This window comes from Nocardia asiatica NBRC 100129 (assembly GCF_000308415.1).
GTDB classification, from domain to species: Bacteria; Actinomycetota; Actinomycetes; order Mycobacteriales; family Mycobacteriaceae; genus Nocardia; species Nocardia asiatica.
Genome location: NZ_BAFS01000036.1, coordinates 1 through 444 on the forward strand (window position 1 = coordinate 1; position 444 = coordinate 444).

Here is a 444-nt window from a genome sequence, read left to right on the forward strand (position 1 = left end):
TCGGGGACGGCCTGTGCGGCGGGCACCACCACCTGATACCCCGTACCGTCCACCGCCGGATACACCGTCCGCAACGTCTCATGACGCTCGACCACATCCGCGACCGCCGCCTGCAACGCCGCCACATCCAACACACCCGACAACCGCACCGCGAACGGAATATTGTTCGCCGCGGAACCAGTATCGAACTGATTCAAAAACCACATCCGCCGCTGCGCCAACGACAACGGCACCCGCTCCGGACGCTGCATCGCCACCAACGCGCGCCGGTCTCCCGCACCCTTCAACGGCTCCAGTCGCGCGGCGAGCGCGGCGACGGTGGGGCTCTCGAAGATCAGCCGCGCGGGCACCCGCGCCGCGATGGCCGCTCCCAGCCGGGCCGCGACCTGCGTGGCGATCAGCGAATTGCCGCCCAGCTCGAAGAAATCGTCGTCCGCGCCGACC

At 68.9% G+C, this 444-nt stretch carries 1 protein-coding gene; it reads right to left on the bottom strand.

Annotated elements, in window-relative coordinates; genetic code table 11:
• On the bottom strand, nucleotides 1–444 hold a 444-nt coding region (locus ON27_RS04330), incomplete at both ends, for a condensation domain-containing protein (RefSeq protein ID WP_043719656.1).